The sequence below is a fragment of the Verrucomicrobiota bacterium genome (assembly GCA_021294815.2).
Taxonomy (GTDB): domain Bacteria; phylum Verrucomicrobiota; class Verrucomicrobiia; order Opitutales; family LL51; genus LL51.
Window position 1 is genome coordinate 18699 of sequence record CP095464.1, and the last position, 24141, is coordinate 42839.

General features: G+C 46.2%; 24 protein-coding genes and 1 tRNA gene. 7 read left to right on the top strand and 18 right to left on the bottom strand.

Annotated features, from left to right (window positions below):
• Nucleotides 1–35 precede the first annotated feature (35 nt).
• The 3 genes from LW808_000105 to LW808_000115 all read right to left on the bottom strand — a co-directional run bounded on the left by LW808_000105 (nt 36) and on the right by LW808_000115 (nt 2622).
• A complete protein-coding gene (locus LW808_000105) occupies nt 36–1295 on the bottom strand; it encodes a sugar phosphate nucleotidyltransferase (GenBank protein UPA28471.1) in 1260 nt (419 codons plus the stop codon).
• Nucleotides 1296–1371: 76 nt separating this feature from the next.
• A complete protein-coding gene (locus LW808_000110) occupies nt 1372–2493 on the bottom strand; it encodes a hypothetical protein (GenBank protein UPA28472.1) in 1122 nt (373 codons plus the stop codon).
• Nucleotides 2494–2545: 52 nt separating this feature from the next.
• Nucleotides 2546–2622, bottom strand: a tRNA-Met gene (locus tag LW808_000115).
• 115 nt (nt 2623–2737) lie between these two features.
• Between LW808_000115 and LW808_000120 the strand changes: the two genes are divergently transcribed.
• Both LW808_000120 and LW808_000125 read left to right on the top strand, forming a co-directional pair.
• Nucleotides 2738–3079: a metal-sulfur cluster assembly factor gene (locus LW808_000120; GenBank protein ID UPA28473.1), complete on the top strand. Its 342-nt coding sequence runs from the start codon at nt 2738–2740 to the stop codon at nt 3077–3079.
• Nucleotides 3080–3091: 12 nt separating this feature from the next.
• Nucleotides 3092–4165 (top strand): LptF/LptG family permease, encoded by a 1074-nt coding sequence (locus LW808_000125; protein UPA28474.1) that lies wholly within the window; start codon nt 3092–3094, stop codon nt 4163–4165.
• Here LW808_000125 and LW808_000130 read toward each other — a convergent pair.
• Entirely contained in the window at nt 4162–5121 is a 960-nt protein-coding gene (locus LW808_000130) for a tyrosine recombinase XerC (GenBank protein ID UPA28475.1), read from the bottom strand. The two genes, LW808_000125 and LW808_000130, sit on opposite strands and share 4 nt — an antisense overlap.
• Here LW808_000130 and LW808_000135 point away from each other — a divergent pair.
• A complete protein-coding gene (locus LW808_000135) occupies nt 5120–5350 on the top strand; it encodes a ferredoxin (protein UPA28476.1) in 231 nt (76 codons plus the stop codon). The genes LW808_000130 and LW808_000135 overlap by 2 nt on opposite strands.
• On the opposite strand, the gene LW808_000140 is transcribed toward LW808_000135, so the two are convergent.
• The 8 genes from LW808_000140 to dxr all read right to left on the bottom strand — a co-directional run bounded on the left by LW808_000140 (nt 5347) and on the right by dxr (nt 12655).
• Nucleotides 5347–5985, bottom strand: a complete 639-nt coding sequence (locus LW808_000140) for a type II secretion system GspH family protein (GenBank protein ID UPA28477.1) — start codon at nt 5983–5985, stop codon at nt 5347–5349. The two genes, LW808_000135 and LW808_000140, sit on opposite strands and share 4 nt — an antisense overlap.
• On the bottom strand, nt 5982–6641 hold the full coding sequence (locus tag LW808_000145) for a prepilin-type N-terminal cleavage/methylation domain-containing protein (GenBank protein UPA28478.1): 660 nt from the start codon (nt 6639–6641) through the stop codon (nt 5982–5984). The genes LW808_000140 and LW808_000145 overlap by 4 nt, the downstream gene beginning before the upstream one ends.
• A gap of 26 nt (nt 6642–6667) precedes the next feature.
• The gene (locus LW808_000150; GenBank protein UPA28479.1) at nt 6668–7507 is read right to left on the bottom strand and encodes a prepilin-type N-terminal cleavage/methylation domain-containing protein; all 840 of its coding nucleotides are present in this window, start codon (nt 7505–7507) and stop codon (nt 6668–6670) included.
• 47 nt (nt 7508–7554) lie between these two features.
• On the bottom strand, nt 7555–8469 hold the full coding sequence (locus LW808_000155; GenBank protein UPA28480.1) for a DUF58 domain-containing protein: 915 nt from the start codon (nt 8467–8469) through the stop codon (nt 7555–7557).
• 4 nt (nt 8470–8473) lie between these two features.
• Nucleotides 8474–9463, bottom strand: coding sequence for a MoxR family ATPase (locus tag LW808_000160; protein ID UPA28481.1), 990 nt, complete (start codon nt 9461–9463; stop codon nt 8474–8476).
• Nucleotides 9464–9544: 81 nt separating this feature from the next.
• Complete coding sequence (ruvB, locus tag LW808_000165) at nt 9545–10555, bottom strand: Holliday junction branch migration DNA helicase RuvB (GenBank protein UPA28482.1); 1011 nt, start codon at nt 10553–10555, stop codon at nt 9545–9547.
• A 3-nt stretch (nt 10556–10558) separates the two neighbouring features.
• On the bottom strand, nt 10559–11470 hold the full coding sequence (gene trxB, locus LW808_000170; protein ID UPA28483.1) for a thioredoxin-disulfide reductase: 912 nt from the start codon (nt 11468–11470) through the stop codon (nt 10559–10561).
• A 39-nt stretch (nt 11471–11509) separates the two neighbouring features.
• Complete coding sequence (gene dxr / locus LW808_000175) at nt 11510–12655, bottom strand: 1-deoxy-D-xylulose-5-phosphate reductoisomerase (protein ID UPA28484.1); 1146 nt, start codon at nt 12653–12655, stop codon at nt 11510–11512.
• Between the two features lie 191 nt (nt 12656–12846).
• On the opposite strand from dxr, the gene LW808_000180 reads away from it, so the two are divergent.
• Complete coding sequence (locus LW808_000180) at nt 12847–13605, top strand: response regulator transcription factor (GenBank protein UPA28485.1); 759 nt, start codon at nt 12847–12849, stop codon at nt 13603–13605.
• Nucleotides 13606–13675: 70 nt separating this feature from the next.
• Nucleotides 13676–15073 (top strand): FAD-dependent oxidoreductase, encoded by a 1398-nt coding sequence (locus LW808_000185; protein UPA28486.1) that lies wholly within the window; start codon nt 13676–13678, stop codon nt 15071–15073.
• Here LW808_000185 and mnmA read toward each other — a convergent pair.
• Genes mnmA through LW808_000210 form a run of 5 tightly spaced genes read right to left on the bottom strand, consistent with a single transcriptional unit; the run spans nt 15068 to nt 20331 of the window.
• Nucleotides 15068–16135 (bottom strand): tRNA 2-thiouridine(34) synthase MnmA, encoded by a 1068-nt coding sequence (mnmA, locus tag LW808_000190; GenBank protein ID UPA28487.1) that lies wholly within the window; start codon nt 16133–16135, stop codon nt 15068–15070. The two genes, LW808_000185 and mnmA, sit on opposite strands and share 6 nt — an antisense overlap.
• Nucleotides 16128–17315 carry a hypothetical protein gene (locus tag LW808_000195; protein ID UPA28488.1) on the bottom strand — a complete coding sequence of 396 codons (1188 nt, stop codon included), beginning with the start codon at nt 17313–17315 and terminating at the stop codon, nt 16128–16130. The genes mnmA and LW808_000195 overlap by 8 nt, the downstream gene beginning before the upstream one ends.
• On the bottom strand, nt 17312–18691 hold the full coding sequence (locus LW808_000200; GenBank protein ID UPA28489.1) for a GldG family protein: 1380 nt from the start codon (nt 18689–18691) through the stop codon (nt 17312–17314). The genes LW808_000195 and LW808_000200 overlap by 4 nt, the downstream gene beginning before the upstream one ends.
• A gap of 26 nt (nt 18692–18717) precedes the next feature.
• Nucleotides 18718–19479, bottom strand: coding sequence for a helix-turn-helix domain-containing protein (locus LW808_000205; GenBank protein UPA28490.1), 762 nt, complete (start codon nt 19477–19479; stop codon nt 18718–18720).
• A 60-nt stretch (nt 19480–19539) separates the two neighbouring features.
• A complete protein-coding gene (locus LW808_000210; protein UPA28491.1) occupies nt 19540–20331 on the bottom strand; it encodes an ATP-binding cassette domain-containing protein in 792 nt (263 codons plus the stop codon).
• A 94-nt stretch (nt 20332–20425) separates the two neighbouring features.
• On the opposite strand from LW808_000210, the gene gatC reads away from it, so the two are divergent.
• Nucleotides 20426–20713: an Asp-tRNA(Asn)/Glu-tRNA(Gln) amidotransferase subunit GatC gene (gatC, locus tag LW808_000215; GenBank protein ID UPA28492.1), complete on the top strand. Its 288-nt coding sequence runs from the start codon at nt 20426–20428 to the stop codon at nt 20711–20713.
• Between the two features lie 8 nt (nt 20714–20721).
• Nucleotides 20722–22182 (top strand): Asp-tRNA(Asn)/Glu-tRNA(Gln) amidotransferase subunit GatA, encoded by a 1461-nt coding sequence (gene gatA / locus LW808_000220; GenBank protein ID UPA28493.1) that lies wholly within the window; start codon nt 20722–20724, stop codon nt 22180–22182.
• Nucleotides 22183–22237: 55 nt separating this feature from the next.
• Here the strand turns inward: gatA and greA are convergent, their stop codons facing one another.
• Complete coding sequence (gene greA, locus LW808_000225; protein UPA28494.1) at nt 22238–24106, bottom strand: transcription elongation factor GreA; 1869 nt, start codon at nt 24104–24106, stop codon at nt 22238–22240.
• Between the last annotated feature and the right edge of the window lie 35 nt (nt 24107–24141).

Genomic DNA, 24141 nt, shown 5'->3' on the forward strand with positions numbered 1-24141 from the left:
CGCGTCGGTTCTATATGCGCGCCGTTTCTTGTCAATTAAAATGAAAATCCGGACGGAATGACTGCGTGTTTCCCAATGCATAAAACATGATCCCTGATATAAATATCTTCTGAATGATCGTAATTTGCGGGCTTACCTTCTGGAGATAGATTGGCTCCTGCTCCAATCCGCGCATTACGGTCAATAATACAGTTTTTGATGTGACAATGTTCGCCAATACCCAAAGGAACCGGATTGGATTCATTCTCGAAATGATCTGCGCCGATCATGTATACGTTTTCCATTTCCGTCCCCGAGCGAATCAAGGAACGTTCGCCAATCACGCAACGCTTCAAGTGGGCATCCGAAATAATACATCCATCGCCAACGAGCACATTTTGCATGGTACAGCTATTAACTTTTGCCGCCGGTAGGGTTTTGGGCTGCGTGTAGATCGGTTTTGAAACATCAAAAAAGTTAAATTCCGGGACAAGATCGGTGAGCATGAGATTGGTTTCAAAAAACGAACGGACCGTTCCAATATCTTCCCAATAATCTTCGAAAATAAAGGCTTTAATGGCAACTTTCCCCAAAAGTCCTGGAATAATTTCCTTACCAAAATCGCTACCACCAGTGCTCAAGGCTTCATCCAACACCGAACGTTTAAAGACATAAATACCCATCGATGCGAGTGCATAGGCAGTATGGCTTTGGTCCTTTAAGTTTTGGCGCAATGGGCCTGAGAGTGTGAAGCTACGGATGAGCTCGGAATCGGTCGGTTTTTCGACGAATTCGGCAATAGAGAAATCATTCTTAACGCGCATGATGCCGAAAGCGGAAACCCTATTGCCAGGAATAGGCTTTGCAGAGATCGTAACATCAGCAGAAGTCTGGAGGTGATGGCGTACCAAAGCGCCAATATCCATACGATAAAGTTGGTCGCCCGATAAAATTACAACGAGATCATTGGCGGGATCATTGAGGTAGCGCAAGTTTTTACGAACAGCATCAGCAGTTCCCTCATACCAATTGCCGATACCATCGGCTGTTTGCTCCGCTGAAAAAATTTCGATTTTCCCCTTGGTAAACGGGTCAAACTTGTAGGTACTGTTAATGTGAGTATGCAGTGAGCGCGTATTGAACTGCGTCAAAATATAAATATCTTTAAATCCGGAGTTGATGCAATTGCTGATTGGTATGTCGACGAGGCGATACTTCCCCGCCAAAGGGACAGCCGGTTTACAGCGATCTTTCGTCAACGGGAACAAACGTGTTCCCCGGCCGCCACCCATGATCACACATGCCACATTCCCCATCGCGAGGATATTTTATAAAAATTTTTACATAGTTGTCAAAATAGAAACGCGATTTTGTTTCTTCCCTCTAAAAAAGTTAAAGAGAATTCCCAAAGCTTAAAGCTGTTTCCGTGAGAAATTGCTCGAAACGCTCAGGAGAAATTTCACCATCGCACTCCTTGCGAAGCTCCAAAAACTGTTGGACGGCCACCAATAATTGCCGATACTCTTCGTAAGTTACCAACTCTCCTTCCTCGCCGAGGAGATGAGAACATAACACAATGTTGCACCCCGCCCGTAAGACACGCACGGCTCGTTCCCAAAGGGGTCCCGTAAGCGCATTCATGGCGATGCAGTCGCTGATAATTGGCATTTCGCCAAAACCGATACCAGAACGGATAAAATCGATAATCTTTTGGGAAAAGGTTGCGGGATTTTCGAGATCGATACAGGGATAGAGCACATGCGAAACCATGCACCAACAAGGGAAAAGCTTTTCCTGCTTTACGGCAGTCGCAACTTTACGAAAGACGTCGAAATCCTGTTGGTTGAGCTCATTGAACGAATCTTTGGCTTGTGGCAAAGATGTATGACTATCTGAAGTTGCACATCCATGCCCTGGACAATGCTTACATATCGGGATAATCCCATCGCGGTGCATCGTACGAATGACATTTAAACAGCACTCAACTACCGTATTCTTGTCACCTCCAAATGTTCTATCCTTTAGGAAATTATGTGTATAGGGGTGCAATAGGTCGCAGCACGGCGCGCAGTTGACGTTGATACCAACACGTGACAAATCTTGATCAATGCGATGAGTATTATCGCGCAACAACTTCATGATCTTCGGACGCGACTCTGGCGACGCTTCAATTTTTTGGACATAACTTATGGGCGAAAGCGCATCAAAAAACTTCTTTCCTTTCAACCGTTGTACACGTCCGCCTTCTTGGTCAACAAGCACGTAAGCATTAGGAATGATGGAACGAATCTCTTGGACAAGTGCTGCCAATTTTGCGAGGTCCTGCTCTCCTCCTTCATCACGTGCGATATTGCGATCAAACAAAATAACTCCTTGAATGGGATATTCCTCGACCAATTGCGCAAAAGCCTGAGGGAGTTGATCTCCATAGAAACCCAATACCACCGGCAAACTCGCGATCAACGATAAAGCCATACGACAGACGAGCGCCGCGACACAAAGTACCCTTTTCATACAGAATCCAAACCAAGCCCGATCCAAATGCCCCAACTCCCGATAGCCAAAATGGGTGCAGGGCTTGGATTTGAACCAAGGACCTTCAGGTTATGAGCCTGACGAGCTACCAGACTGCTCCACCCTGCAACAAACGTCCCTCACTGTCGGGGCCATAAACATAAAGTCAAGCATATTCTACCAAAAACTTTATTCCAATGAAAAACTTGATTCCCAGCAAGGGAGGTCTATTTTGCATAGAATAATGAGCAGTGTTCCCCAATCATCAATAGGTACAACTTTTGATCGCGAGATGTTATGGGAACAACTCAAGACGATCGAAGATCCTGATGTACACGTCAATATCGTCGATTTAGGACTTATTTACCAGGTCGATGGCGACATTGAAAACAAAACAATTACAGTTGTGATGACATTAACATCGCCCTCGTGTCCAATGGGCGATTTCTTGCTGCGTTCCGTCGAGGATCTCGTTTTAACTTTATATCCTGAGTACGAGGCGCAGGTACAGTTAGTTTGGGATCCCCCTTGGAATATGGATATGATCTCAGAAATTGGGAAACTGGAACTTGGCATTTTTGTCTAATGTGAATTATCCGTGAAGCTGCTTGACCAGTATTGTTTTTGTGGTGTCGCAAAGCGCTTTTGTGGATTTTTATTACTGCTGACAGTGCTATTGTTTTTAGAAGACCTCTACAAGCACCTTGAGCAATTTCTTGCAGCACATGTAACGCTCATCTCTGTCTGTCGTTATTATTTGGCACACAGCGTCGTACTTTTGCCACTAACCGTCCCTGTTGCATTCTTGCTCGCATTTTTATTTTTTTACGGAGGAATGTTACGGCGTCAGGAGCTCATTGTGTGCTATGCTTCGGGGATTTCGTGGCATCGTATTTTTCGCCCAATGGGGAATCTTGCGTTGTTTTTATCCCTATCTCTCCTTGCTAGTAATTTATGGCTTATTCCCCAGGCACAATCGGACACACAGGCGTACATCGCTCATATCCATCACGGTCCATCAGCACGGTTACAGCACCTTTTTTTTCAAAATAACGAGCAGCTTGTTTATTTGCAATCCTACGATCCTGTAAACCAACGGGCGGAAAATATCGTCCTGAATTGTTACGATGTTTGTGGCAATACGCAGTGGCGCATTCAGGCAGATTTTGCGATTTTCGATGCAGAATCTCAATGCTGGCATTTTTATCGCGGGAAGATTACCCACTTTGACGAACATCAATTAGCATCCAAAGTTCAAGTTTTCGAAGAGTACGGTGGTTCCGATTGTTCCGTGCCTCCTGCAATCATTCTTGCGCATAATGAGGCGCCGCAAAACCTGACTCTATTTCAACTCAAGCAATTAATAGACGATCTTCATATTACTAACAAGGCCATTTATCAGATGCGTTGCTGTGATTTGGCATGGAATGCACTACTCCCATTGATTCTCTTATGGTCGGGGTTGCCGTTTTTGCGTTTAATTCAACGGCGCAATTTTAGAATCCGAGTCCTCCAGTTTTTACTTTACCTAATAATTCTCGCGGGAGGATCTCATTTGTGCACACTCATTGCGCTTCATCAAGCATATCCGTGGACTATTGGACTTTTTCTACCCTGCGGTTTGACACTTTTGGTACCGCTTTTCCTCTTTCCTTTACTGCACAACCGCTAGGCATGGGGATGTGATTGGTCGTAGACCTGTTTCATGAATGCCGAGTTGACGTGGGTATAAATCTGGGTCGTCGAGAGGTGTGTATGTCCCAAAAGTTCTTGAATTAAGCGCAGATTTGCACCGTTATTGAGAAGATGTGTGGCATAAGTGTGACGTAGTTTGTGGGGCGTAATGTCCATGGGAAGCCCGGCCTTTAGAAGATAAACTTTGAGGCGATACTGGACTTGTCGTGGTGTTAGTGGATGTCCTTGTTCGTTACAGATAATGATATCGTCATTTTGGACCGATTTTTTGAGGTTTTTTTTGAAATTTCGAATTGCCTCAATGGAATAGCCGCCAATCGGACAAATGCGCTCCTTATTCCCCTTCCCCATAACGCGCGCTGTTTTTCTGGTGTCATCGATATCTCGGTAACTTAGACCTAGTAACTCACTCAAGCGCATGCCGCTATTGTACAGTAATTCGAGAATAAGTGTATCACGTAGGTACAAAAACGGACCAATCTCGCCGTTAAGAAACATCTGCTTGGGTGCTTCGAGAAGTTGTACGACATTTTGCGGCGTCAACACCTTCGGCAGCATTTTTTCATTACGCGGCCCTCTGATTACTCCAAAGGGATTTTGCTCGATTTGATGCGTGTTTTTAAGAAACTTAAAAAAGGTTTTAAGGCCCGAAAGTCGATTATTAACCGTTGCGTGTTTATGATCACGCAGAAGTTCGATTAGATATTGCCGAATTGTCGATTCATCGATCTCACTCCAGAATTTTTTGTCCGTGTAACGCTTTAGATAGTCAATAAATTGTTCGATAGAAATAATATAATTTTCAAGTGTGTGTCGGGATAATTGGCGCTCTACCTCAAGCACTTTAATAAAATCGGCATAGGGAAAGTGGAGCGGTTGCATCGTGATTTCACACTTGACGGAGTGATGACTTTTGGGATTTTCCAAAAACATGGCAAGTAAGGAAAATCGAGTCGCTGAAAATGTACCGGGTCGCTATTATGTCGACGATCAGTGTATCGGCTGTGATATGTGCCGTACGCTCGCGCCCGATTTTTTTGAAATGACCGACCGTGGCAACTCCTACATTAAGCAGCAACCTCGGTCCCCTTCTGAAATTGATCTCTGCGAAGAAGCGTTAGAGAGCTGTCCCGTCCAGGCTATTGGCAACGACGGCGATTAATGCGGCGTTTTCGGTGATAGCGCTCTGCCTCCCGAAAGCTCGATAACATGCTTTAGGTCGGCGCTGCATGATTTCTCAGTAATGAGCTGTCCTCCGTCTTCTGCGAGATCTGTATACCAGCGAACATTACCGTCGAGAAAGGCAATAAACCCGCCTCGCGAACCGTAGGGTGCGTTTTCTCCCCATCGACTTCCTTCAATTCCGCGAGTGTAAGCGATGGGTGTCGTAGCCGGATTGACGTTTTTGACGATATTGCCAACCAATACGATGCTGAGCTCCTTGTTACTTTCCCAGGCATGACCGTTACGAACGGGGAAAATCGTTTCGCGTAATACCTTAGGGGCCCGTGCATCACCCGGATAAATGAAGAGGTTGGCGTTGTTTAAAAATCCTTCTGCCGCAAATTTTTCCGCAAGCTCCACGCTTGAAGTTGCATCCGGAATCGATCCCACCTCGTTATAATATGTGCTGTAAGCGCGCGCGATTTGCTGCATATGGGCCCGCGCTTGTTGTTTGCGAGCGCTTAGAAGTGCACGTTGTGACGCCGGTAACACAAAGCTCATCAGAATCGCAATCACACTGATGACGACGATCAGCTCGATCAGCGTAAATCCTCGTTTCAAATACCGCATCATAGCGCAATGACACCCTGTCCACCGATAATTTTAGCACCTACGGGAATTGCCTCATAGAGATTACCTGTTGTTCCGCTACGGTTATTTTTCAATAGCCGATTTTGTAGGTCAGGATACCACTTAACATGGCCATCGAGAAAGGCAACAAATCCGCCTTTTCCTGCAAACACATCGGTTTCTTTATCCCATAGACCGTTACTGTCGAGCCCGCGGGTGTAAGCGATCGGCGTCGTTTCCAGACAGGATTCATCGAGGCCCACAACGAGATTTACACTAAAACTCTGAGGCTGATGCGCATCTTCCCAACACTGACTCTCCGTTTTGCCGTTTCCTGTGACGATCGTATCTTTTTTTGTACGATTTACCGATTGCGCTAAAACGTCAAAAACATAGGCGTTGGGGTCGTTTAAAAGCCCGGCACGAGCCATCAATAATGCGAACTCCTCAACATCATTAACGATAAAATCTCCGTGCTCATTGCGGTACATGAGGTAAGCATGGGCGATTTTTTGTAAGCAATTTTGTGCATTAGCTCGGCGCGAACGTCCCATAACATCGCTCACAGAAGGCAGTACAAAGGTCATGAGGACGCCAATGATTGAAATAACGACGACAAGCTCAACGAGCGTGAATGCCTTTAGACGGCGACGGTCCATCTTTTTCTAAAAATATTTTCAATTGATTATGCGGCTTCGAGCGCGTCCTCTCCGTGATCCTCAAAGTCAGGCTTTGCCTCATGGTCCCCTTCGGATTCATCGACATCGGTAGCTTCTTTAGTACGATCACCGGTTCCTTGTGCAACAATACCGGAAGCTGACAAGATAACACAAGTACTCGGAAGTGTTTCGCGAATGTCATTAGTTTTCCCTCCGTTCCACTTTACCAGCAACCCCTCCTCTTCGGTACCGAGGTTATCAAACCAATCGACGTGCCCGTCTAAAAATGCAATCCAGCCACCTTTGGCTCCGTAAACGCCTTCTTTTTCGGGCCATTTACCGTCGACGGGCATACCACGGCTAAATGCAATCGGTGTTGTGGAGAAAGGCGCATTGGCGGGAACTCCGGCAACGAGGTAAACACTGAATTCAAGCTCTTGTCCGTCGATCCGCGTCCAGGCATCTGTTGAAGTCGCCGAAGGCTCTCCCTCTTTAACGATCGTATTTTGCTCAACGACAGAAGTTTGATTATCTCCAGAGAAGCAGTACTTATTGGGATCATTCAAGTAACCGCGACGCGCCAAGACGACGGCCCACTGGACACCATCTTGTGCGTAATCGGCCTCACCATTGCTTTGCGTAATATCGCCTGGATGAATTGTTCGCCGTCCATCGAGATCATCGTTGATGTACTTGTTGTACGCTTGCGCAATCCCTTGGAGACATTTATGCCCCTTTTGCTGATGCGCATTTTCCATCACACGCCGAACATACGGTACTAGTAGCCATACTAAAACTCCAACAATCGCGACCATCGCGAGCAGCTCCAGCACTGAAAACCCATCCTTCTTCCCCCGCCTTCTCATAGCTCGGCGCGCATTATGAGTTTCTTGATAAAAAAGTCAAAATATTTTTAATGCATCCGGGAACGTTGACGCAAAAATCGGTCGACAGAGCCCAAATAATCTTCATCCGTACGAATCGTTAGAACATCAATTCCCGCGCGACGTAAGTGCGTATCAATTGCTTGCTGCTCTCGGATTTGGTGCTGGGGATATGTGTTTCGAATCGGTGCAGCGTGCGTATTGAATGTAAAAACTTCGCCTGTTTCTTGGTCTTCAAGAGAAACGAGTCCAACATCAGGCAACTGTTGCTCGCGGACATCTTGTACCCGTAAGCAAACGAGATCGTGTCGACGATTCGTGATTTCCAATGCTTGGGTCAAGTCCCGAACGTCATTGATTTTCGCCTGAATAAAATCACTAAGCAGAAAAACAATCGCATGCCCACGTAAGATGTTGTTCAGGTAATGCATTGCATCCCCGATTTGCGTCCTTTTGCCTTGAGGTTCGAAAAAAAGTAGCTCGCGAATCAACCGCAGGACATGTTTATGCCCCTTCATCGGGGGGATAAACTTCTCAATGTGGTCTGAAAAGAGCAATAGTCCAACTTTGTCATTATTTCGGATGGCGGAAAACGCCAACAGGCTCGCAAGTTCCGTAATCACTTCGCGCTTGCTATAGTGGGCGCTGCCAAAATCCAAAGAACCGCTGACGTCAACAACGAGCATCATTTTCAGTTCACGATCCTCGCGAAATTTTTTGACGAATGGGCGTCCAGTTTTAGCAGTGATATTCCAATTGATGGACCGGATATCATCGCCGATTGCATACTCCCGCAGCTCTTCGAACTCAATCCCCTGCCCCTTAAAGATGCTCCGGTACGAGCCCATGAGTCGCTCATCAATCAGGCGATTTGTCCGAATCTCGAGCTGCCGCACACGCTTTAGAACTTCGCGCGTTACCTGTGACTGGAATTCGTCCTGCATGTGATCATGGCACCGGAACGGTATTGAGAATTTTCGTTACGATACTTTCGGATTTCACATTTTCCGCCTCCGCCTCGTAAGTCACAATAATACGATGTCGAAGAACATCCATAGCGATCGATTTTACATCTTGTGGCGTCACATAACCGCGCCCCTGAAGGAATGCCCAGGCCCGTGACGCCAGTGCTAACGCAATCGTCGCGCGAGGCGAGGCACCAAATTCGATAAAGCGATCAATTGGTAGACCAAAATCACTCGGCTTACGTGTCGCAAAGACAATTTTAACGATGTACTCACCGATTTTCTCGTCCATGTAGAGTTGATCAAGTAATACACGCGACTGCATAATCGTCGCCGGATCTACAATGGGATGGACCGCGATATTCGGCTGATTTTTACCCATGGCACCTAAGATCTGCTTTTCTTGTGTCATATCGGGATACTCCACATTGAGCTTCATCAGGAAACGATCGACCTGGGCCTCGGGAAGCGGATACGTCCCCTCTTGGTCAATTGGGTTTTCGGTCGCAAAGACAATAAAGGGTTCTGGTAGTGGATACGTCGTATCGGCAATTGTTACCTGCCGTTCCTGCATCGCTTCTAGAAGTGCGCTCTGAACTTTCGCCGGTGAACGGTTGATTTCATCCGCTAGGACAATATTAGCGAAAATGGGCCCCTTTTTAACCTCAAATGTTCCGGCGCGCTGGTCATAAATGAGCGTTCCGATGATATCGGCAGGGAGAAGATCCGGCGTAAATTGAATTCTTTGAAAACTTGCCTGAAGCGCCGACGCCATCGTCCGAACGGTTAGGGTTTTTGCTAGACCTGGAACACCCTCCAGTAAAATGTGGCCATTCACCAGAAGTCCGACGATCATGCGATCAATAATATAGCGCTGTCCGACGATCACACGTCCCATCTCGTCGCGTAAAAGGGACACCCAGCTTGAAGCTTCACGAATCCGATTGTTGAGTTCCGATAAATTATCCGCCATGATTCTGTTGCCATATGATGCAGACCCTCTGCGCAGCGTAAAGTTAAATCCGCTCTATAGGGGTGTGTTTTTGAGAAAATGTTATCTTTCTGCAGTAAAAAGATCAACCTCGTGGGGAAGGCCCAAAAAAGACCAACCTTTTGCAGTCAATATACGTCCTCGGAGTGTACGCTGCAAATAACCTTCTTGGATCAGGAACGGCTCATGAACTTCTTCAAGTGTTTGTGGTTCTTCACACACGGCAACTGCCAGCGTGTGAACACCTACCGGCCCCCCCGCATAGTGATGTCCCATGATATTAAGAATTCGTTTATCGAGTTCGTCGAGACCATGGGGGTCGATATCAAGAAGCTCTAGTGCCGCACATGCTTCCTGGAGGGTTATGGTTTCTTTTTTCGATTGATGTGCAAAATCACGGACAAATCGGAGTAAATTATTCGCGATACGCGGCGTTCCTCGGGAACGTCGAGCGATCTCTTCCGTTGCCTCCGCTTCAATCGCAATTCCCAGCAATTTGGCAGAACGCCGAATGATCTTAGAAAGTTCATTGACGTCGTAATAATCCAAACGTGATTGTAGCGTGAATCGGCTTCGTAGTGGTGCACTCAATAGTCCCGTTCGCGTCGTCGCTCCGATGAGCGTAAATTTCGCAACATCGAGTCGGATACTGCGCGCGTTGGGGCCCTGATCAATCATGACGTCAATGCGAAAGTCTTCCATCGCCGAGTAAAGGTACTCCTCTACCGTTTTTGCCAGACGGTGGATTTCATCGATAAACAAGATATCGCCGTACTCCAGGCTCGTCAACAATCCCGCCAAATCTCCCGCTTTTTCAATGACCGGACCTGAGGTAACGTGGACATTCGAGTGCATCTCTTCGGCTAAAATCATCGCCAATGTCGTCTTTCCAAGCCCCGGTGGACCGCTCAATAAAATATGGCTTAGCGGTTCGTGGCGGTGGCGCGCGGCACCAGTCATAATGCGTAATTTTTTGACAGTCCGGGCTTGCCCCGTAAAATCGCTCAATTGCTTGGGGCGCAAACCGGTATCGTTTACCTCGCTTTCCGAATATACTGCCAACGAATTGCCCATACTCTATGAGGATAACAGAAAACGCTCCGCTAAAATCGCTGCCGCGGCTCCCATGCCCGCTGCCGTAATCGCCTGTCGATAATGAACATCGCAACAATCTCCTGCTGTAAATATCCCCGGAATTTCGGTTGTCCCGATCGACGTAAAGTAGCCGTTCGCATCTAACGACAGTTGATCTTTAAAAACCGTCGTATTAGGGATATGTCCAATGGCTAAAAATACACCACTACACTGAAGATCCTGCTCTCGATCGCCTGAACGGACGCGCACGTGCGTTACCTTTTGATCGCCGCAAATTTTCAGCGGGACTGTGTTCCATAAAACTTCAATTTTGGGATTATTTAAAACGCGTTCCGCCATGATTTTTGAGGCACGAAATTGATCGCGCCGATGAACTATGGTCACCTTTGAGCAGAAATGGGTTAAAAAATTCGCTTCTTCGCAGGCTGAGTCGCCACCGCCGATTACCACAACTTCGCGATTTTTAAAAAAGGCACCGTCACAGGTCGCGCAAACGCTTACACCCTTTCCTCCGAAAAATTCACGTTCTCCAGGAATATTCAACATTCGTGGTGCTGCACCCGTAGCAATGATGATCGCTCGGGATTGTTTTTTTTGATCGCCACAATAAAGGCATTTCTCGCGAAGCTCGGCATGATCTACATGGGCCGATAAAAAATGAGCACCAAAACGCTCCGCCTGTTGACGTAGGCGTTCCATCAGCTCGTAACCATTGATACCTTCGGGAAACCCTGGGAAATTTTCAATTTCTGAGGTCATGGAGAGCTGGCCTAGCGGTTGGTTCCCCTCGATGACCAGCGGTGCCAAGTTGGCACGTGCCGCATAGATCGCCGCCGTTAACCCGGCACATCCGCTACCGATAATGACCAGCTGCTCCAGCATAACTCTATCCATATATGAACCTTCAATGTCGACAAGTTTTTTCGAGTAGAGTTAAAACGCAAAACGTCGCGCGACTTGGCAGGCTTGAGAGCGAACCATCTGATCGACCGCTAAAATTTCCTCAAGAGTCGTATAAGTGCGATCATCGATTTTTTCGAGTACCGCTTCCAATATTTGAGGGATGCTCAAAAATGGAATTTTATGGGCTAAAAAGAGTTCGACGGCAACCTCGTTGGCCGCATTGTACGCGATGTGAAGACTTTGCTTTCGCCGAGCTACCTCATACGCGAGTCGCAAACAGGGGAATTTTTTTAGATCCGGCGCATAGAAGTGTAACGACCCTAGAAGCGCAAGATCAAGCTTCTCGGATTGGGGAGCTATACCGCGTTCCGGGAAAAATAAGCAGGCACGTGCGGCGTAGGCTATCGAGGTCGGTGATAATTGCGCTAGCGTATTTCCATCAACAAACTCAACCAACGAATGGACAACACACTCCGGGTGAACTAAAACTTCAATTTGTTCTGCTCGGACTTGAAAAAGGTGCATCGCCTCAATGATCTCAAGACCCTTATTGGCCATCGTCGAAGAATCGACCGTAATCTTGGCGCCCATAGACCATTTGGGATGATTCAAAACAATTTCTGGCGTCGCCGCCTCCATTTCTGAAACCGGTAAATTCCAAAACCTTCCTCCAGAAGCCGTTAGCTGCAATTTTTGAATTTCTCCTGTTTCGCCGCGCGTACACTGAAAAATCGCGTTATGTTCGCTATCAAGAGGTAAAATTTGTACCCCCCGCTCCCGTGCACGCTGCATCACAAGATCTCCTGCCTCGACCAGAATCTCCTTACTTGCAAGAATAATATCTTTGCCGCGATCGATCGCCCGAAGCGTTGGTTTAAGGCCATCAATTCCTGAAATGGCGACAACGAGCACATCAAAATCAAGCTCCGTAACCATCGCCGTCAGACCCATCGATCCTCGATAAATTTTGCGATTGGAGGTAATATGAATCGTTTCATCGGTGATCGCGAGCGCCGAAATATTGAGCTCCAGCAACAATTCTTGTGCGCGGATAACGTTACGTTGGCATGCAATTCCAACGACTTCAAAAAATTCTCGATGGGCAGCAATCTCACGTAAAACCGTTTGCCCCACTGACCCCGTGGCACCTAAAATAACGATTCGTTTTTTTTTCATGGCGTTCTTTTTGCGCGCGGTTTCTAGCATAGAGGCCCAACAATTCAATTCTTTTTTTAGCCTTTTTCACTTCCAGAAAATGCCGTTTTAGGTGATATTCTTTGAATTTATCGGTATTTCTCGGAATTTTTTAACAAAAATGAGTAAATTTTCTTGACATTAAAACAGAAACACAATGGATTTGTTCCACTATGGCGGCTAAAGTAAAGCCTTTGATTTTGGTAGTTGAGGATGATAGCGAGCTTTCAGACCTTATTGAGAAACAGCTACGGGTTTCGGGCATGGATGCTCAAAAGTTTTATAATGCCGATGATGCCTTGAAGTTCTTGCAGCGCTCCTTTTCGAATTTAATGCTGCTAGACCTAAACCTACCCGATAAAAATGGGCTCGACCTCCTCGAAGACCTGAAGAAAAAGAGTATTTCGATTCCGACGATCTTTATTTCGGGTGAAAATCGAGAAGAGATCAAAGTTGCGAGTTTAGAAGCTGGAGGGGACGATTATATGACGAAGCCTTTCGGTCTGAATGAATTGCTATCACGGATTGCCGCCGTACTCCGTCGCTCAGAGCGCTCTGGTGACACCCAGTTGACCGCCAATGCCTCACTGACTGATGGCGTTTTTGAATTTTTAGGGACACAGGTTGACCCTAGTCGCCTTGAAATTCGCTTTCCTGATGGTTCAACGGAGAAAATCGGTCGCAAGGAGTTCGGAATTATTTCTTACTTTGCCCAAAACCCTCATCTTATTTTGAGCCGCAAAAGCATTATCCACAATATCTGGGGCGAACACGCGAATGTGAAGAGTCGTTCTCTGGACCAGTATGTCGTTAAATTACGCAAGCTGTTCCTAGTACACGGGATCAATACAGAAGATACGATTCGTACTTCACACGGTATTGGTTACACCTACGCTCCAAAGGCGACATCTGCCCTGCCTGTAACACGCTAAATCGCAAATTAACTAGTTTTTACCTTCGCTATTAGCTTGAAGGTACGTTGGTAAGTCTTTGGTTCGGTGCATGGGACAGGTTCTCGAAGAGGGAGCATTTTTCGACGTCGCGGTTATCGGCAGCGGTTTAGCAGGCTTAACGGCTGCTAACTACCTAGCGAAACTTGGTTTGAAAGTCGCAATTTTTGAGCAGCACTATGTTCTCGGGGGGCTCGCGGCCTATTTTTCTCGAAAGGGACATATTTTTGATATTTCGCTGCATGGATTTCCTGTTGGTATGGTTAAATCGTGTCGCAAGTATTGGTCTCCGGAAATTGCCGAGAGCATTGTTCAACTCAAGCGCATCCGATTCTCAAATCCGCAATTTGACCTTGAGACTACGTTCACGAAGGAAGATTTCACCCGAATTCTCATTGAGCAGTTCCATGTTGCGCGCGACGTTGTTGAGAACTTCTTCACGACGCTTCGGCAAATGAATTTCTACGACCACAACTTGCAGAAAACGAAAAATTTATTTAAACAATTTTTCCCCGGACGCGACGACGTCCATCGCCTGTTGATGGAACCTATTGCCTACGCCAACGGATCGACGCTCGACGATGAGGCCATCACATATGGTATTGTTTTTTCCAACTTCATGAGCAAGGGCGTCTATACTTTTGAGGGTGGGACCGACGCGCTGTTAAAAAAGATAGAGAAAACGCTAAGCGACAATGGTGTTGCCATTTTTAAACGCCATAAAGTTGACAAAATTTTGATCAAAGATCAAAAAGTTCAAGGTCTTGTTGTCCAAGGGAAGCAAATTCAGTGTCGAGCGATTTTATCCAATTCACACATTCTCAATACGGTACGCGATCTCGTCGGAGAAAACCATTTTCCCGCTTCATTTATTCAAAAAATCCATAAGACGCGAATCAACAACAGCTCTTGTCAGGTTTATATCGGTATTCGAGAAAATGCGTCGATTGACGATATCGGTGACCTCATTTTCACCTCGCACAACCCCCATTTTAGCAGCACTGAGTTGCGCGATTTCCACACGACAAGCCGGACGTTTTCGCTCTATTACCCCAAAACGCGGCCACAGGAGAAACCGATGCACTCGATCGTCGCTTCAATGAACGCCAACTGGGATGACTGGGCGTCGCTCTCGGAGGAACGCTACCAGCAAGAAAAAAAGCGCATTACGGAAGAATGTATCACACATCTGGAGTCATTTTTTCCTGATATCCGACAAAAGATTGATTTTACCGAGGCCGCGACACCCAAGACTTTTTATCGCTACACCGGTCACCCTTGCGGGACCTCCTTTGGAACAAAATTTGAGGGGCTCGAGCTCTCGATGAAACTGCCGAACGAAGTTCAAGGTCTCTATCATGCGGGATCGGTCGGCATTATCATGTCCGGCTGGCTTGGTGCGATGAATTACGGCGTCATCGCTGCACATAAACTTGCGAACTCCCTATAAATATGTTCCTGCGCCGAGAAGTACCCCACTCTCATAAAACGCCGCGACCTGACCTGGAGCTAAGGCTCGTTGCTCTGATTTGAAAGTAATAATAGCCTCATCGTCGCCAATGCGTTCAAACAAAATTTCTTGATCCGGATCGCGGTAGCGCGGACGACAAACAATAGTAGCGCGCTCTGGCAGTGGCCGATTGGTGCAACTTAGACGATGCACACGGTACGTTTTCCCGTACAGCTTACGCTCCGACTCAAAGGCGACGTACAAGACATTATGTTTCAAATCCTTTCCCGTAACGACATAGAAGTTACCGTCGGAATTAGAGGGAACCCCAAGCCCATGCCGTTGCCCAATCGTGAATTGATGAAGACCCTGATGCCGCCCCACAACTTTGCCATGGTTATCGATAATGGAACCAGGTTTATTAGGGATAAAATGTGATAAAAAATGTTGAATTTTAACTTTTCCTAAAAAACAAATCCCTTGACTGTCCTTTTTTGCGGCAGTGCACAACCCCAACTCGCGTGCATAACGTCGCACTTCCGTCTTTTTAATGAAATCGCCTAAGGGAAAAATCGCGTTTTGAATCTGTTTTTGTTGAAGATAAGCCAAAAAGTAGGTCTGGTCTTTTTCGTGGTCTGCAGGGACGACGATATCGACTGTTCCATCACTATTTGCACGTTTTTGCGCGTAATGTCCCGTCGCAATCATTGTATCGATGCCAAGTACGCTTTGGAGCGCACCGAATTTGATAAATTGGTTACACAGAATATCGGGATTCGGAGTTCGTCCGTTCTGATATCCCGCCAATAAAGGATCGACAACGAATTCTTTGTAGCGATTGATCATATTGACGATTTTAAAGGGAATTCCCAACTGAGTTGCGACTTTTTGGGCATCTTCTGCATCTTGCCGCCAGGGGCATGCACCGATAGGATAAACTGCCTCGTCATTGTGCCACGTTCGCATGTAGACCCCCGAAATATCGGCATATTGCTGCTGAACCAGCCAGGCCGCGACCGAGCTGTCCACCCCTCCCGACATCGCCACAGTCACGCTACTCATGATGCAAATCCGACAAAATCTTTTGTACAGCGGCGACTAGGAACTCAACTTGGTAAGGTGTGCCACGAAGTTTCCCGTAAGCTTTGTGCCCAACGATAAAAAAAGTCCATGAGTACTTTTCGTTGATTAGGACCTCAAATTTTTCGCTACTATTCGCATCGATCGGTGTTTCTGGTGCAATCCCTATCGGACGAAGTAATCGAAAATTGTCCAGAATTTCTTGCGTATGTTCGGAAGAAATAATTTTTGTTGCCCCCTGCGTATCTGATTGAAATGCACACCAATGCCCTTCTTCATCTTGGACAAATATCAGGTTCTTTTTAGAGAGAAGAAATTGCAGCGATTGCGGTGTAGGTAATAGTTTTCCCCAGTCAATGAGTGCAACTTGCAGATTGCCTAAAAGATTATCTTTATCTGGGAAATCAACGGTAATGGCAGAAGTTTCGAGCCACGCTTTGCGCTGGCCGACATCTGAGGAGCCGAAGTAGGTTGTAAAAGCGCGTCGCTCTCGATCTTTTAAAGTCACCGTTAATGCAACCTCTCTCATTTCAGAGTTAATCGCTGAAAGATTCGGTAACCACTCTAAAGTAGTCCACTGTTTCAAGAAAACTTCAATTTGGTCCCCATCGGCTGGAATTTCGTAAGGCCTTACAAAATACCAATTTTCCCGATCTCGTTTAGTTAAAGCGTAGCGCTTTTTTCCCAAAAAATCCTTAAAAATAATCTTTTGAATGCCGTCTTTTTCTAGGGGACAGCGAGCTCCTTTGAGCCAAAAATAGGGGTTCCAATAGTGATTCCATATTTCTTCTTGTGACAGATTGACATTAGGTCTGCCTCCTTGAATTTCCTCAATAATTTTCCCTTGGTGAAACAATTGTATCCGTACATTCTGGGGAAAGGTGCTGTAACTGTTTTTCAATGTACTCAAAAACTCGCGAACGGCAAAAATGTTTGCTGGCCAGAGAAAGGGCTCAATCAAATTCCAGGAATTTTCCTGCTTTTCTAAATCAATTTTCGAGTTTTCCCTTTCGAGGACGATACGGTCGATGCCCGCTTCAACGTATAAATTGGACGAAAAATTTTCTATTGTGTGCTTAGAGAAACCGCGAAATAAAAACCAATTAGCCGCCAAACTAAGGATCAAAAGTCCTAAAAAAAGGCCTATTTTGATAATTCTCATTTCCGTTTCTGCTGAGAATTTTTCGCTACAAAAAATCTAACCAACAGGCACAGTACTAGTGATAACAACCCAATAATAATGCGTTTCCAATCGGAATCTTGGAGCGAGAACTTGTAGTTTTTTGGAGCAAACTCGAGGCTTAGTTCACCATCTTTTTCCAACATGATATCGACAAGTGCATTCATAAATGCTCGATTCCCCAAATCATTAAAGTAGCGATTTTCGACTAAGTTAGAACTTCCTATAACGAGCAATTTTCCTCCACTACCACGTGTTCCCACGGGGGCAGAAAGTACGGCAAGTGCCTTGGAGTCTTCATTTTTGGAGTTAAAATCTTGGCTTTCGCATTCCCTTCTTTCTTCACTCAATAATAAAAGTGGCATTAATTGATGGACGATGGATTTTTCAGGACTATGATCTGTGCGGAACCAGTAGCTCTGGGGCAATAGAACTGACAATCCTTGGAGTTGCTGCAATTTCGGGTAGTCTCCAAAGTTTTTTACTAAAAACTCCCCATTGAGGTTAAAAAAATTGTCAGACATTTGTGGTTTATCAATGATTCCTTCTCCTCGAACATCATGTTCCTCGAGAAGCTCTCCAAAGCCGCACATACACGGTGGCGATAATAATAACAAAACGCGACCACCATCATGAAGAAATTTTTGTAAAATTATTAATCCCGATTTCGAGAAATTTACCTTAGGGCCGGCAATAATCAATAGTGTATCGTCAACAGAGAGTGCATCCAAAAGTTCCGTTTTTTTAAGCTGATAGCCTCTTTGTTGAAGGCTAATCTTCCATTCAGAACCGCCGAAATACGGATGTACGCTCTCAGGATCTATTTCGCCATGTCCTGAGGTGAAAAGGATTTTTTTAGATCCATAGTGGGCCCAACTCATCATAAAACCTAATAGAACAGATTCGCCGCAAAATCGCCCATGGGTATCAAAAAAAGTTTCCGACGGCAACACGCATCTGTCACCTTTGTAGGCCAATAAAACCTGGTTGCGGGTAATCGATCCGAAACGGGAGGTCAGGTCCTGTAATATACGCGGCTGTTTAATAATATCGATAAATGTGAATTGGATTTTTTCTGGAGCGGTACATTGGTACGTTTTCCACAAGTATCGCAGGTTTTCTACAAAGGGTGAAACGTCTTCGTAAGAAACATATACTTCCAATGGTTCTTCAAGCGACTCTAAAACCGTTTGTAGCGTGAATTCTTCTGTCGCTGTCTTGTGAGACCTTTGAAGATTAAAGGAGCCCCCATATTGCTGCCCAAGCTGATAAAAACAGAGCCCACAGGAAATCGCCAGGATCGCAAAAAATAGTTTTTTTAAAAAAATCCCCCAATGCTTTATCGCTCCCTTCGCCATATCGATCGCGTCTTTTAAATGGAATTTTATTCTGGACGAAACCCGCCACGACCAGCCTGGAGATGCAATATTTCGCCATTCATAAGCTCGATCTCTAGTACTTCACCGCGATCGTAATAAACCGCGATGGGCTTTTGATAGGTGATATTTTTCTGCTCGCCGGGCGCCAGTGTCCCTGTGAATACATTCTCTCGGCTCTCCTCTTCGCGGACCATCACACGCACGGTATCTTTGGCATGTAACCGCAACTGCTTGGGCTCCACATTAGTGACGGCGCTTTCCGAAGCCCTATTTTCAGAATGAGAGGAAATTTTATTAAAGAACAGCCCCAAGATTCCGAGCAACAAGATAATGCCACCGACAATACCTGCAATTTTCAAGATCTTTTGGCGATCAATGATGATTTTCGAAGTCGTTTTTTTAGCATGGGGATCTTCCAAAACGTCGTCAGTGAAAGATGTTTTAATGTTTTCAAGGTTACGTTCGAGTGCTGCTTGCTGATCGCGCTTCGTCGCTTCAATTGTCGTATGATGTCGTTGTGCCTCTATGGTTTCAAAAGCGGGTACAGGACACATCGCCATCATCTCGGGAACATCAAGCCCCAGAAAATCGACATAGGATTTATAAAATCCGCGCTTGTAGATATCTGGCAGGTCGAAATCGAATGACCCATTTTCAATCGACTCTAAATAATCGATCTTAACGCGAATCGCTTCTGCCACGTCGTCTAGGCTTAACCCTTTTCGCTCGCGCGCTTCCTTTAATCGACTTCCGAACCCCTCGCTCATCGTGCTCATCTTGAAAAATTTGACCGACACTTACAACGCATTTTTACGATCCGACAAGCCCTAAATGTGAGGAACGGCATCAACCAGCAACCGCGTGTACGGATGGACGGGATTTTGGCAAATCGCTTGCGGTTCACCAAGTTCTAAAAAGCGACCATGGCGCATGACGATCATCGTGTCACAAAAACGGGCCACAACCGCAATATTGTGCGCAATCCACAAGATCGCCATATTGTGTTTATGTCTTAGATTATCCAAAAGCGATAAAATCCGTTTTTGCACCAATACATCGCAGGCGCTAGTCATTTCATCGCAAATCAAGACCTCGGGGGATACTGCAAGCCCACGAGCAATCGAAATGCGCTGACGTTGTCCACCACTTAGTTGTGCAGGATATCGATAGAGCAAAGAAGAATTGAGCTCAACAGACTCTAATAGCGTTCCGATACGCGATGCCGTTTCTTTGGCAGTTAGGCGAAAATGGATTTTTAGGGGTTCTCTAAGAATGGCCTCCACGCTCATCGTCGGATTCAGGGCATCGGAGAAATTTTGGGGAATGATCTGAAGGCGGCGACGATAAGGGAAAAACTGTCGGTTGTTGAGCGCTTGCACTTCCTTCCCGTTCAAAATAATTTTTCCTGAAGTAGCTGGAACAAAGTGTCCAATTGCTTTGATGAGGGTCGATTTCCCGCTGCCGCTTTCCCCAACAACTCCCAAAACTTCGCCACGCTTAAGCGTTAACGAAACATCATTGACAGCACGGATTGACCTCGTTTTCCAAAACCTCCATCCAACACGCTGACGATAATCGACGACTAGCTTTTGAACTTCTAAAATGACTGCGCTTTTCACCTTCGAGTTCAATCAAACAAGAAGCCCATATTTTTCAATCCAAGGTAACGCGAACTTGACCTTTAAGCACGGGTTCGCATTTATTAACATCGCTATGACAAATCAACACGTCGATCTTGATCGCATCATGCAACTCTGCCGCATTGAGCTTACCGACGACGAAAAAAGGACCCTAACGCAGCAACTCGACACCATGCTACACTACTTGGACCAAATCCAAGAGGTCGATATCGAAGGTGTCGAACCCTTGTATCACTCAGTAGAAGCCTGTGATGTTTTACGCGAGGATGTCCCTGGAGAGAATTTTTCAGTTGATGAGGCCTTACAAAACGCTCCGGATACACGAGAGCATCAAATTACCGTTCCCCGTATTGTTGATTAGCCAATTTTATGGATTCACTTTTTTATCAGTCTGCCAACGCGTTATCGGAGCAGCTCGCGCTCGGAAAAATCTCTTCCGTTGAACTGACTCAAGAATTTCTGCGTCGCATTGATGCGGTCGAGCCCAAGGTACAGGCGTTTCTTAGCATTGATCGCGAAAAATCACTCGCGGAGGCAAAGGCCTCGGACCAGCGCCGCGCACAAAAGGCAACCCTAGGTCCTTTAGATGGTATCCCCGTTGGAATCAAAGATCTGATTGCCGAAAAAGGACAGCCCCTGACGTGTGCCAGTAAAATTTTGGAGCATTACATCAGTCCGTATGATGCGACAGCTGTCGAAAAGCTCCATGCCGCGGGCGCGGTTTTATTAGGTCGACTGAATATGGATGAGTTTGCGATGGGTTCTTCTACGGAAAGCTCGGCATATCATAAAACCTATAACCCTTGGAACTTAGCGCATGTTCCAGGCGGTAGTGGCGGTGGTAGTGCGGCCGCTGTAGCTGCAGGTGAATTACCCTTAGCGCTCGGCTCTGATACCGGAGGCTCTGTTCGGCAGCCGGCCGCTTATTGTGGTATTTACGGGTTAAAGCCTACATATGGCTTAATTAGCCGCTATGGTCTCTCGGCGCTGACAAGTTCCACGGATCAGATTGGCCCCAATGCGCGTGAAATCCGTGATCTTTGCTTGTTATTACAGGTACTTGCGGGTCATGATGATCGCGATTCGACAAGTTATCCTGCCGATATTCCAAATTATCTTCAAAGCCTCGAAAATACCCAGCCTTGTCTTATCGGGATTCCTAAAGAGTATTTTGGCGAAGGTCTTTCTGCCGAGATTCGAGAATCTATTGAAGCCGCCATCGCATTTTACCGGCAAAAGGGCTACACGATTGTCGACATCACTTTACCGCATACGCGTTATGCAATTCCCGTATACTATGTCGTTATGACGGCAGAGGCTTCTTCGAATCTTGCACGCTTTGACGGCATCCGCTATTCGCACCGCAGTGCCGAAGCGACAAATGCGATCGATATCTATTTAAAATCCCGGGAAGAAGGCTTCGGCCCCGAGGTTAAACGTCGAATTTTGTTGGGAACCTTCGCACTGAGTAGTGATCATCGTGACGCCTACTACATGCGCGCTCAAAGAGTTCGTACGCTGATCCAGAGGGATTTTCTACAGGCCTTTCAAGATGTCGATGTGATCTTAACGCCAACAGCCCCATCAACAGCTTTTAAATTCGGTGCCAAATCAAGCGATCCGCTGCAAATGTATTTGGAGGATATTTGTACGGTTTCGGCAAGTCTTGCGGGGTTCCCGGCATTAGCGGTTCCATGCGGTTTTGGAGAAAATAACCTCCCAATTGGGTTTCAACTTATTGGTAACTTTTTCCAAGAGTCCGCCCTACTTGCGACGGCCCACATTTTTGAGCGCGAACATGCCTATGTTCGAAACCACCCCGAATTATAAAAGGCTTTTACCGAGAATAAAAAACGCCCGCAGGTGCGGGCGTTTTTTGTGTAGACTACATACAGTCCACGTAACGTGCAATAGATTCGATTTTCCATGCTGAGGTTTTGTCGCCGATCTTAACCTCGACTTCATCACCAAGTGTTCGCGAAAGCAATGCGTGTGCCAGTGGTGTTTTGTAGGAAAGAATATTGCTGTCCGGGTCGCTATCCCAAGCTCCGAGAATCGCGTACTCTGCCTGCTCATTAGAAGCCACAGAACGTAGACGAACGACCGTACCGATACCGACCGCATCATTGCTTGCCTCCGCAAAATCAAAGACTTGTGCCCGTTTGAGATCGGTCTCCAATTGGTCACGGCGCGAAAATAGAATTTCCTGGTCTTGGCGTGCCATCTTGTACTCGGAGTTTTCGCTCAAATCACCGTGCTCACGCGCAATCTCGATCGCTTTCTTATTAGCTGGAATCTTTTCATTGATGAGCGATTCGTACTCTTTTTTCTTCGCATCGAAACTCTCCTGTGAAACAATGAGCGACAAATCGGCACCAGGATGTTCGACAATTTTTTCCGAAATCAGGGACTGGAGCGAGGGGAATTCCTTAATAAAACGCGCAAAGAGGAGTTTTTTCGTTAATGCATCAAACCACTGATTTTGCATGAGCATTTGACACAAATCACGCGCATTTTCTTCACTCGCATCCGACAAAAGATCGCGAATCAGATTCCGATCCTCGCTGACAAGTTCCGCCAACGGGATACGTTTTGAAGAAGTATTGGCAAGGGCATCCGCATCGATTGCAAGAAAAATAGCCTTCAGAAGTTGATACCCAATGAGTTTTTCGGAGATGACCTCCGCAAATTTCCGTACGTGACGGTTCTTGATAATCCAGTGAAGAATGGGCGACTTCAGTGAACGTTCGTTGAGCCAACGGACAAAACAGTCACGCAAAAACTCATGACAGCCACGCTCACAGAGAAATAGGACACACTCATTGGTAAATTTTCCCCGACTATTGCGCAACAAGTTCGCACAGCGGCTTTCCCACTCATCAGGAAACGCATAAGTCACTAACAACAAAAATCGATCGTAATAGGAAGGCAGAAGCTCTTCAACCAACTTACCTAAATTATTGCAATCGCGAATAATCGATTCGGGCGTCGGCTCAAAATACTCTGTATCATCACCTGTGATCTCCGCTAAATCATTACGCACCCAGCAACAAACAAGCTGCTGTGCTGTCGAAAGCCGCTTATCGTTTGACGTCAAAATCGCACTAAGATCTTCGACGATGCGTTTAATCTCGTCGGCAATTGCTTCTTGATGTTCGGGCGATAAAGTGAGAATTTTAGCCGCAATCTCAATTTTTTTAGTGGGGTCTTTGTAAATTTGAAGTTGCTCGAGAATATCATCCTCTACGCTCACGGGCTGTTCACGTAAGGTATAGGTATTGGAACGCTTCGATGATGCGATAATCAACGGATCCTTCGTCAGTAATTTCTTAGTATTTGTCCACCAGCGCCGAAAACCGCTCTCGCCAATAATACGCTTAAAGACAAACTCGATTTCACTGAGCGCAAGCTCCTTACGTGGATTTTCCTCAATAAGGGCACGCAGCACTTCTAATGGCTCTTTTTTGACATGCTCCACGATCTCTTGTGGGCGATCGTGAAACTGGACGAGTATATGATCTTGCGGCAAAATCTCGAGCTTTCGTGCGCAAAAAACCGGGTCCATCGCGCGCTCTGTTTCATCCTCAAAAACGATTTTTAACTTGTTCGTTGAGGCATCATAGGAATGAATCTTTCCTAGTCCCCAACTATGGTGTACACAATAAACCCCTTCGTCGATTCGCTCTAATTTTTCTAGTTCTCGATCGAGGAGCGGTTGTTTACGAGCGATTTGCTCGGTTATCGTCTTATCCATCTCGTCTATTTCTCCGCGCCTAGTTTCTTATCTCG

Bases quoted from the DNA above. Each gene is read 5' to 3' on its own strand.
- LW808_000195 (UPA28488.1), bottom strand. From the start codon at position 17,315: ATGAGAATTATCAAAATAGGCCTTTTTTTAGGACTTTTGATCCTTAGT.
- greA (UPA28494.1), bottom strand. From the start codon at position 24,106: ATGGATAAGACGATAACCGAGCAAATCGCTCGTAAACAACCGCTCCTC.
- gatA (UPA28493.1), top strand. From the start codon at position 20,722: ATGGATTCACTTTTTTATCAGTCTGCCAACGCGTTATCGGAGCAGCTC.
- LW808_000130 (UPA28475.1), bottom strand. From the start codon at position 5,121: ATGTTTTTGGAAAATCCCAAAAGTCATCACTCCGTCAAGTGTGAAATC.
- LW808_000185 (UPA28486.1), top strand. From the start codon at position 13,676: ATGGGACAGGTTCTCGAAGAGGGAGCATTTTTCGACGTCGCGGTTATC.
- LW808_000205 (UPA28490.1), bottom strand. From the start codon at position 19,479: ATGAGCGAGGGGTTCGGAAGTCGATTAAAGGAAGCGCGCGAGCGAAAA.
- trxB (UPA28483.1), bottom strand. From the start codon at position 11,470: ATGGATAGAGTTATGCTGGAGCAGCTGGTCATTATCGGTAGCGGATGT.
- ruvB (UPA28482.1), bottom strand. From the start codon at position 10,555: ATGGGCAATTCGTTGGCAGTATATTCGGAAAGCGAGGTAAACGATACC.
- dxr (UPA28484.1), bottom strand. From the start codon at position 12,655: ATGAAAAAAAAACGAATCGTTATTTTAGGTGCCACGGGGTCAGTGGGG.
- mnmA (UPA28487.1), bottom strand. From the start codon at position 16,135: ATGAGTAGCGTGACTGTGGCGATGTCGGGAGGGGTGGACAGCTCGGTC.
- gatC (UPA28492.1), top strand. From the start codon at position 20,426: ATGACAAATCAACACGTCGATCTTGATCGCATCATGCAACTCTGCCGC.
- LW808_000180 (UPA28485.1), top strand. From the start codon at position 12,847: ATGGCGGCTAAAGTAAAGCCTTTGATTTTGGTAGTTGAGGATGATAGC.
- LW808_000140 (UPA28477.1), bottom strand. From the start codon at position 5,985: ATGATGCGGTATTTGAAACGAGGATTTACGCTGATCGAGCTGATCGTC.
- LW808_000200 (UPA28489.1), bottom strand. From the start codon at position 18,691: ATGGCGAAGGGAGCGATAAAGCATTGGGGGATTTTTTTAAAAAAACTA.
- LW808_000155 (UPA28480.1), bottom strand. From the start codon at position 8,469: ATGCAGGACGAATTCCAGTCACAGGTAACGCGCGAAGTTCTAAAGCGT.
- LW808_000110 (UPA28472.1), bottom strand. From the start codon at position 2,493: ATGAAAAGGGTACTTTGTGTCGCGGCGCTCGTCTGTCGTATGGCTTTA.
- LW808_000135 (UPA28476.1), top strand. From the start codon at position 5,120: ATGGCAAGTAAGGAAAATCGAGTCGCTGAAAATGTACCGGGTCGCTAT.
- LW808_000150 (UPA28479.1), bottom strand. From the start codon at position 7,507: ATGAGAAGGCGGGGGAAGAAGGATGGGTTTTCAGTGCTGGAGCTGCTC.
- LW808_000105 (UPA28471.1), bottom strand. From the start codon at position 1,295: ATGGGGAATGTGGCATGTGTGATCATGGGTGGCGGCCGGGGAACACGT.
- LW808_000120 (UPA28473.1), top strand. From the start codon at position 2,738: ATGAGCAGTGTTCCCCAATCATCAATAGGTACAACTTTTGATCGCGAG.
- LW808_000145 (UPA28478.1), bottom strand. From the start codon at position 6,641: ATGGACCGTCGCCGTCTAAAGGCATTCACGCTCGTTGAGCTTGTCGTC.
- LW808_000160 (UPA28481.1), bottom strand. From the start codon at position 9,463: ATGGCGGATAATTTATCGGAACTCAACAATCGGATTCGTGAAGCTTCA.